Below are 8,535 nucleotides of genomic sequence, written 5' to 3' on the forward strand. Positions count from 1 at the left end.
GTCGTAATGGCAAACACGAATCTCGACCTGACCTTTGAGCCGAGAGTCGAAGGCAGAGAGATCGCAGGCGTGACAGTCAATGGCGAGCCGGTAGAGGCGTTTGATGTCAATGAGTATGTATACAGCCTGGCAATGCCGAATGCAGACACCACGATTGAACTGGGCTTCACGATCGTAGATAAAGAAAATCTGCGCGAAGTGATCACGATCGCAGAGAGCGAGAACGTGAAAGCGCAGGTAGCGGCGGCAGTCCCGTCGGTACAGAAGAAGTACAAGAATGCGTTGCAGGCAGCGAAAGCGATCGAAGAAAAGAAGACCGCAAGCCAGGACGAGATCAACAACGCGATGTTTGAGCTGATCGAGGCATTGCAGTATCTGAGCTTTACAGCGGGCGACAAGAGCCAGCTGGAAATCCCGATGGAGATTGCAGAGAGCATCAATCGAGAGAACTTCACGCCGGAGAGCGTACAGGCGCTGGACGACGCATACAAGGCGGCAGAGGACCTGATGGACGACGAGGAAGTACTGGAAGCAGACNATTGTATAAAGTTTGTTTCCACCATAGAAATCCGGTAATAATCGATAAATACCGGAATCGCGTTGTACTAAGAGTGAAAGTAGCTCGTATCCAATCAAGGCCTAGCAGTCAATAACAAGGAACTTCCGTAGACATCAGCTATTCGATTTTAAGCAACCGCTGCGGGAAGAGAACCAGCGTAGGAAACACCATAGGAGTGAAAGACGCTGCACGTCCACCGGGCCAGAGTACGGGCGTTTACACGACAATGCCGGGCCAAAATGCGGTCAAACACTGCACGGTTACAATCGGTTGAGTACCAGATCTGTTCTGAACAGAGGGAAGGCGGATTACATCCGGTCAAGCTGGTGGCCAAGGACCTAGCTTGGAGGTCTGTAAGGAACACAGCGGAGAAGACAAGTATCAGCTTCCTTATCTATGGCGGATACATTTGTAAAAGGATATACCAAAAATAGAAGAAAAACATACGAAGAACCATTCTAAAAAAACAAATGGGCCGTTCATGAACGAGTATTGCTTCGCACTCTTGCTGGAAACAATGGAATCATTAGAAAAGGAACCCACTCCGGGTTTGGCCGGAATGGGTTCCTTTTTCATTTTTTGTATTGGATACAGATTGAGCAAAAAAATAAGGTTTTCTCAAAACCTGGCATGGTCGAGAGTGCCTATTTGTAGATGAAGAAAACTCGAAAGGCCAAGCCTCATAATCGATAGAAATATGCTTTGCGAGTGTCATTACTTTTATTTATGCAAGAGCAAATTAATTTTGGATAGAAACGTCAAAAAATCGAACCAAATAGTTAAAAAATTACAAATACTTCCGAGAATATCCGGTGTAGAATTTTATCATCAATAAAATATCTGCCAATAGGCGGTTGCGGCAAAAGGGGGTATATAGGATCAAAGAACCGTCAAACGATTCTCTGGCAGAGTCTGCTGTGAAATGTTTTTCTATGGCGGACACCGCACAGCATTTGCTATGTTTCCTAACTGTGTTACAGCATGGAAACAGTAGAGTATTCTGTTTATCAAAGGAGGAGCTTATGAAAAAAAGGCTGTTAAGTCTCGTTCTCTCTCTGGCGATGGTCATTACCATGCTAGCCCCTGTGGCGTCTGCTGCGCCAAAGGTGGAGGAGCCGCTTACACATCATGGATTGCAGGGCGAATACTATCTGGTCCAGGATACAAGCGGCTATCCTTTTACAACATTAAAAGGCATTTATGTGGACTCGGATATCGCGTTTAGCGATACAGAAAACATGCTCAGCAAGCGTACCGGCGCCAGCGATTGGGCTGGCGCACGTTGGACAGGCCGCTTAGTGGCTCCGACCACAGGCGAATATACCTTCTATTTCTATTCGGACAACGGTGCCCGTCTATATATAGAAGATATGGAGAAGCCGATCATCGATTGGTGGGTCAATCAGTGGGATGTCGAGCAAACAAGTGCTCCGATCCATCTGGAAGCTGGCCAGGTTTATGATTTCAAGATGGAATGGTTTGAAGCAACCGGCGGCTCTCATGTATATGTACGTTGGTCCAATGACCAGGGTATGGCAAAGACCGAGATCCCGGCTTCTGCGTTTTATCTTCCGGCAGATTTTGCCGGCCCGCTTGTAGATGACGTAAATACCGACAATGCACAGCTCGACAAGGATGAAGGTTTAGGTGGTACAATCACTCTCACTGGTTCGAATTTCTCTGAGGGGATTACCGCAGAACTGGTGACGTTGGGTGGGTCCTCTTTGGAGCCGCAGGCTGTCATGGACGTTGTCTCTGTCAGCGATACCGAGTTGGTAGTCAATGTTCCGGAGACCTTGAAACCCGGAGCCTATAAGATTCAGCTGAGCCAGGACATGTACATCCAGTATGCAGATTCCTATATCGTGGTTACTTCCTCCTCCGGCAGCGAGGTCGCCCGCAGCGAACATCCCCGTCCGGATTGGAAGCGCGACAAGTGGATGAACCTCAACGGCGTATGGGACTTTGAATTTGACCCCAATAAGGTGGGCGAGGACGAGAAGTGGTTCGAATCCAAGGATTATGAACTGAAGATCAATGTCCCGTTCCCGTGGGAGTCCCCGGCGAGCGGCATCGAGGACGGTTCTTACCTCGGTACTGCATGGTATCAGCGTAACCTCAACTTGGACGATTCCTGGGTTGCCGATGGCGAGCAAGTATTTTTGAAGTTTGGAGCGGTCGACTGGTTCTGTTCCCTGTATGTAAATGGACAAAAGGTTGGCGACCATGAGGGCGGTTATACCCCATTTGAGTTCAACATTACCGATTATGTACAGGCCGGCGACAACAAGATCACCTTGATGGTGAATGATGAGGCCTCTTATGGCAAGGATGAGTATCCGGCGCTGGTTGGCAAGCAGGGACATAACGCTCCATGCGGCTATACACATACCAGTGGCATCTGGCAGACCGTCTATTTGGAAGGCCGGAGCAGTACCTATATGGATTATGCGCATGCAAATCCGGATATTGACAACTCTTCCGTTCAGTTCGATCTGAAAGTTCAGAGTGATGCAGACAAGACAGTCACAGTCGCTTATGACTTTAAGAGCGTTCTTTGGGACGACGAAAAGGGCGAAAATATTGAAACTGGCTCCACATTTAGCGGTACACAGCAGATCACATTGAAGGCCGGTGAAAATGAAGTTTCTCTGGACCCAATTGCGATTACAGACCAGAAACTGTGGAATTTTGATTCCCCGAATCTCTATGAAGGTACCGTTCGTCTCCTTGACGGCGACACAGAGCTGGACAACGTGGCTACGTATTTTGGCCAGCGCAAGGTCAGCACCGAAAAGTATGACGGCAGAAACTATGAGTACATCTATGTCAACAACGAGCCGGTGTTCCTTTCCGGCTTGCTGGATCAGGGCTTCTGGGAAGAGGGAATTTATACCGCTCCCAGCGAGGAAGCGCTGAAATACGACATCAAAGCAATGCGCGATCGTGGCTTTAACATGATCCGTAAACACCTCAAGATTGAAGATCCGCTCCAGTATTTCTGGGCCGACCGTCTCGGCATGTTTGTATGGCAGGATATGCCGCACGCTACTTACATGAATGCAAAGAGCTATGGCGGCGAGACTCCCGGCCGCGAGGTGTATGAATATGCTCTGGAGAGCATGCTCAACCGCGACTACAACCATCCGTGCGTCATCGCTGTGATGCTCTTTAATGAAACCTGGGGCATCGATCATAATGGCCAGAAGGCCAGTGACGGCATGACCACGAACGAGTGGATTCAGCATCTGTATTACAAGGCAAAGGAACTCAATCCGCATCTGTTGGTCGAGGATATGAGCGCGTGCAACAACGACCATATCCAGCCGACCGATCTCAACACGTTCCATATGTATCCAAAGGGGTATCAGAGCTCCAAAGATACCGTGGCAGACCGAGAGCGCAATACCTATCCGGGTTCCACCAACAACTTCTGGGGTGGGTTCCAGCAAGAAAGCGAGCCTTGGCTCAACAGTGAATATGGCGGCGTCGCTGCTTTTGACGGCGATTATGACGTATCCTGGTGCTTCAAGTATCAGACCGATATTCAGCGTCAGTATGAGAAACTCAACGGCTTTGTCTATACGGAGCCGTACGACATTGAATACGAGCGCAACGGCGTTCTGACCTATGACCGCCGCGACAAGATCTTTGGTTATGAAGATGTCGCTTACGGCGGCGACATGACCATTTTGGATCTCAACCAGCCCAATTATGTCGGCGTAGACATCAATCCTGCGATCAAGGCAGCTCCGGGCAGCCAGTACACAGCGCCGGTTGTGGCGATGAACTGGTCCGGCGAGACGCTGGAAAATCCGGTGCTCAAGTGGCGCTTTGATGCAACCGACATCTATGGCAACTACATCACTACGGGCAAGAGCGGCGAAGTCGCTCTGGACTATGCTCCGTATACCCGCGAGCAGCACGACATCTCCTTCTCCCTCCCGAACCAGAAGTGTGTTGGCACCTTTACGGTCTGGATCGAGAACAACGGCGAGAAAATTGCAAAGAACTTTGTCAACGTGATCGTTACCAACGGCAAGGATACCGCGCCGGTCAGTATCCTCACCGAGGATAGTGCCGTCCTGCGCCAGTCCAACGCAGATTCCAACACCATTAAAGACGGCGTTGGCGCAATCACCTATTCTTATACCTTGCCAGAAGGCATCGGTGCGGACGTTCTGAACAGCATGCGTGTGATTGTGGAAGCTTCTTCCTTGAAGGATGCTTCTGTCAACCACGGTATCGACAATTCCGCTTTCTCCCAGACAACGGTAGGAAGCGAACGCCCGTCCGATATGACGATTTCCATCAATGGACATGAAGTAGGTACGGTTTACCTCCCGGATAACCCGAGAGACATTCGCGGTACCTTGACACTGACGCCGGGCGAAGGCAACGGTTCCAGCGCTGGCAACTATGGCTACTTGGTAAACCTTGACATTCCGGACTCCGTACTGGAGGTCCTCAAGGCAGAGTTGGCGGAAAATAGCACCTTCACCGTCTCCTATTCGGTCAAAGAAGATGTAGAGAATGCAAATGGCCTGCGCATCTACAACGAAAGCAACGGCCGTTATGCCGTCAATCCGATGGTTATCTTGAACCCGGCGGATACCACAGGTGAAACCGTCACTCCAGAGAGCGACAACTATACCGTCGAGAGTGAAGGCAGCTTCTATGCCCGCTACAATGTAGAGGCAAACACCGGTTACAAGGTTGATGTGGCGGAAAATGAAGTTACCCTTTCCAAGGTGGACGGCACTGTGCTTGCAACAGCAGATACAGACGCCTCCTGTGTAAAGGCAACCTTCTTTGATGACCATATCACAGTCTATGCGAACAACAATCCGGTTCCGGTTATCGATGTATACGACTACAGCGATTTCTCCGGTATTGCCCAGGCAATCGGCGGCACCCTGACCGTTGCACCGGAAAGCTATGACGTGCTTTCCTCTGGCGATATGCAGGCAGATGTACAGTTCGCCGATTCCTTCAACATTGGTTCCGGCACCACAGCGGGCCGCCCGAACCCGACATTTGACGAGCGCTATACCCTGATGAGAGGCGACAAAAATCAGCCGAACGATTCCCAGAAGTCCGATGGACTGTGGGACGGCTCCAATGAGAATAACAATCTCTATATGGAAGCTGATTGGGGAAATAAAGCGATCATCAACAACACCGAATCCACCGATCTGGTTGCAGAAGCGGACATCACACTGACTGAGGTCAATCCCGGGACGGATGGCAACATGGGTCTGATTATTCGCGGCAGCAATTATCTGGAAAATGTGGACGGTGCAGACGGCTACTATGCAGGATTTGGCGAAGGCTATATCCAGGTGGGCAGAATGCACAATGGCTGGACGGAACTGGCCAAGGTGGATGCTCCAATTGCAGTAGGAGAGACTCACCGCATGCGTTTTGTGGCGGTTGGCTCGAGAATCCGCGTCTATTTGGATGACGAAACCGAACCGAGAGTCGATGTATACGACGGAACATATTCCAACGGTAGTGTAGCGTTGAGAGGCTTCCGTTGCAAGGGCATCTTTGACAATGTTGTTGTTTCCACAGCTCCGCGCTATGAAGCGGACTTTGAGAATGGCAGCATTGCAGAGTGGGTCACTTCTGGGGAAGCTTGGACCCTTGAAGACGGAACCATCACCGCAACTGGAGAAGCAACAGCGATGATCGGCAATGCTGGTTGGTCCGACTATGAGCTCTCCGCTGATGTATCGGTTGAAGAAAACGGCAAGGCTGGCCTGGCGGTACGTGCCGGTGTCCAGAAGGAACGCATCTCCGGCTATTACGTAGCAGTGGATGAAGCGGCGGACAAGATTCAAGTGATCCGCACCATGAGCGGCGTTGAAAATGTCCTGGAAGAAGCCGATATGGACGTTGCGGCGGACACAGTTTACAACCTCAAGGCAAGGGTCGTCAACAATACAGTCCGCGTTTATGTGGATGACAGCGATGAGGCGATTCTGGTTGCAAGAATCAATGATTTTGGAAATGGTAAGGCGGGTCTATCCGTCCTGAATGGAACAGCATCCTTTGATAACGTCAAAGTAAAGGATAAGTTCATCTATGAAGAGGACTTCTCGGATGGCTGTCTGGATGGCTGGAACATCATCAGCGGCGACTTCTCGGTAAAGGACAACACCCTCACCTTGAAGGATGGCGCCGGTAAGAAGATGGTCGATGGCTATACCACATGGGACGACTATGTGATTCAGGCCAAGATCAAGCTAGACGTCCGTCAGGACACCAAGTCCAATGCAGGCTATATCTTCCGCTGCTCTGACTTTGATGTCGGCCAGGACGACCAGTACGGATATGTTTCCGGCATCAACTATAATGCACAAGTAGAGACTGGCGAGGAAGCCAGCGGCTTAGAGACCGGTGATATTCACTATGGCTGGCGTTCCATCATGAACGATCATTCCTTCCGGATTGATCCTTCCAAGTGGTACGATTTTGAAGTCAAGGCTATCGGCAATCAGATCACCGTTTCCGTGAATGGCAAGGAATATTATACCGTAGAAGACGATGCATACAGTTACGGCATGATTGGTCTGCGCAACTTTAATTCCGGTTTGCAGGTACAGGATCTGAAGGTCATTCCGGCAGACGAGTATCAGCAGGAAGTTCCGACCGAGCATATGTTGACAGTAAGCTACCCGACAACGGTGAAGCTGTCGATCGACGGGGAAGAGCAGACGATTGCAAACCTGATCGGCGCATATAAAGACGTCGTAATGGCAAACACGAATCTCGACCTGACCTTTGAACCGAGAGTCGAAGGAAGAGAGATCGCAGGCGTCACCGTGAACGGCGAAGCCGTAGCAGAAGAGAACTTTGACGTTGCCGAGTATATCTACAGCCTGGCAATGCCGAATGCAGACACCACGATTGAACTGGGCTTCACGATCGTGGATAAGGAAAATCTGCGCGAAGTGATCACAATCGCAGAGAGCGAGAACGTGAAAGCGCAGGTAGAGGCGGCAGTCCCGTCGGTACAGAAGAAGTACAAGGAAGCGTTGCAGGCAGCGAAAGCGATCGAAGAAAAGAAGACCGCAAGCCAGGACGAGATCAACAACGCGATGTTTGAGCTGATCGAGGCATTGCAGTATCTGAGCTTTACAGCGGGCGACAAGAGCCAGCTGGAAATCCCGATGGAGATTGCAGAGAGCATCAATCGAGAGAACTTCACGCCGGAGAGCGTACAGGCGCTGGACGACGCATACAAGGCGGCAGAGGACCTGATGGACGACGAGGAAGTACTGGAAGCAGACATCCAGGCAGCGGCAGAAGCACTGTATGAAGCGCTTAATAAACTGGTCTTCCGTGCAGATAGGACGGATCTGGAAGCTTTGGTAGCAGAAGGCAAGAAAATTGTAGAGAATGCTTCGAAGTACATCCAGGATGAAACATGGGCTACCTTTAAAACCGTCCTAGGCGATGCAGAAACTCTGTTGGAAAATGACAATGCAACCCAGGAGGCAGTGGATGAGAAGGCCGAAGAACTGCTCAATGCGATTACAGCACTGCGTATGATTCCGAACAAGGACGCTTTGAAAGACCTGATTGGAAAAGCAGAGGCAGTGAACACCAGCAAGTACACAGCAAAGAGCGTGGCAGCGATGCAGAAGGCATTGAGCAACGCAAAGGTTGTGTTGAACAATGAAGCAGCGACCGAAGAAGAGGTCAAGAGTGCCGTAGAAGCACTGGAAGCAAGCATCCAGAACCTGGAGACAAAGACGACGACAGCGAAGAAGAGCGGCTCCACATCGAGAAATGTAAGCAACACATATGGAGCAGCGGGTGTGGTTTCCGCAAGCCAGAGTGCAGCGGCAAGTGTGCGCAGTGATGCGGCAAATGCCATCACGCTGAACAGAGGAAGCATGTACACCTTCAAGATGACCGTGGTCAATGGAAACGGACTGGTACCGAGCTTCACAGTGGGCAACGGAAGC

At 50.5% G+C, this 8,535-nt stretch carries 1 protein-coding gene; it reads left to right on the forward strand.

Annotated features, from left to right (window positions below; genetic code table 11):
* Window positions 1-1,581: 1,581 nt before the first annotated feature.
* A partial coding sequence (locus B9Y59_RS00660; RefSeq protein WP_158088900.1) for a 3-keto-alpha-glucoside-1,2-lyase-like domain-containing protein occupies window positions 1,582-8,535 on the forward strand: 6,954 nt, incomplete at its 3' end.

It is taken from the genome of Anaeromassilibacillus sp. Marseille-P3371, from assembly GCF_900169665.1.
GTDB lineage: Bacteria > Bacillota > Clostridia > Oscillospirales > Acutalibacteraceae > Anaeromassilibacillus.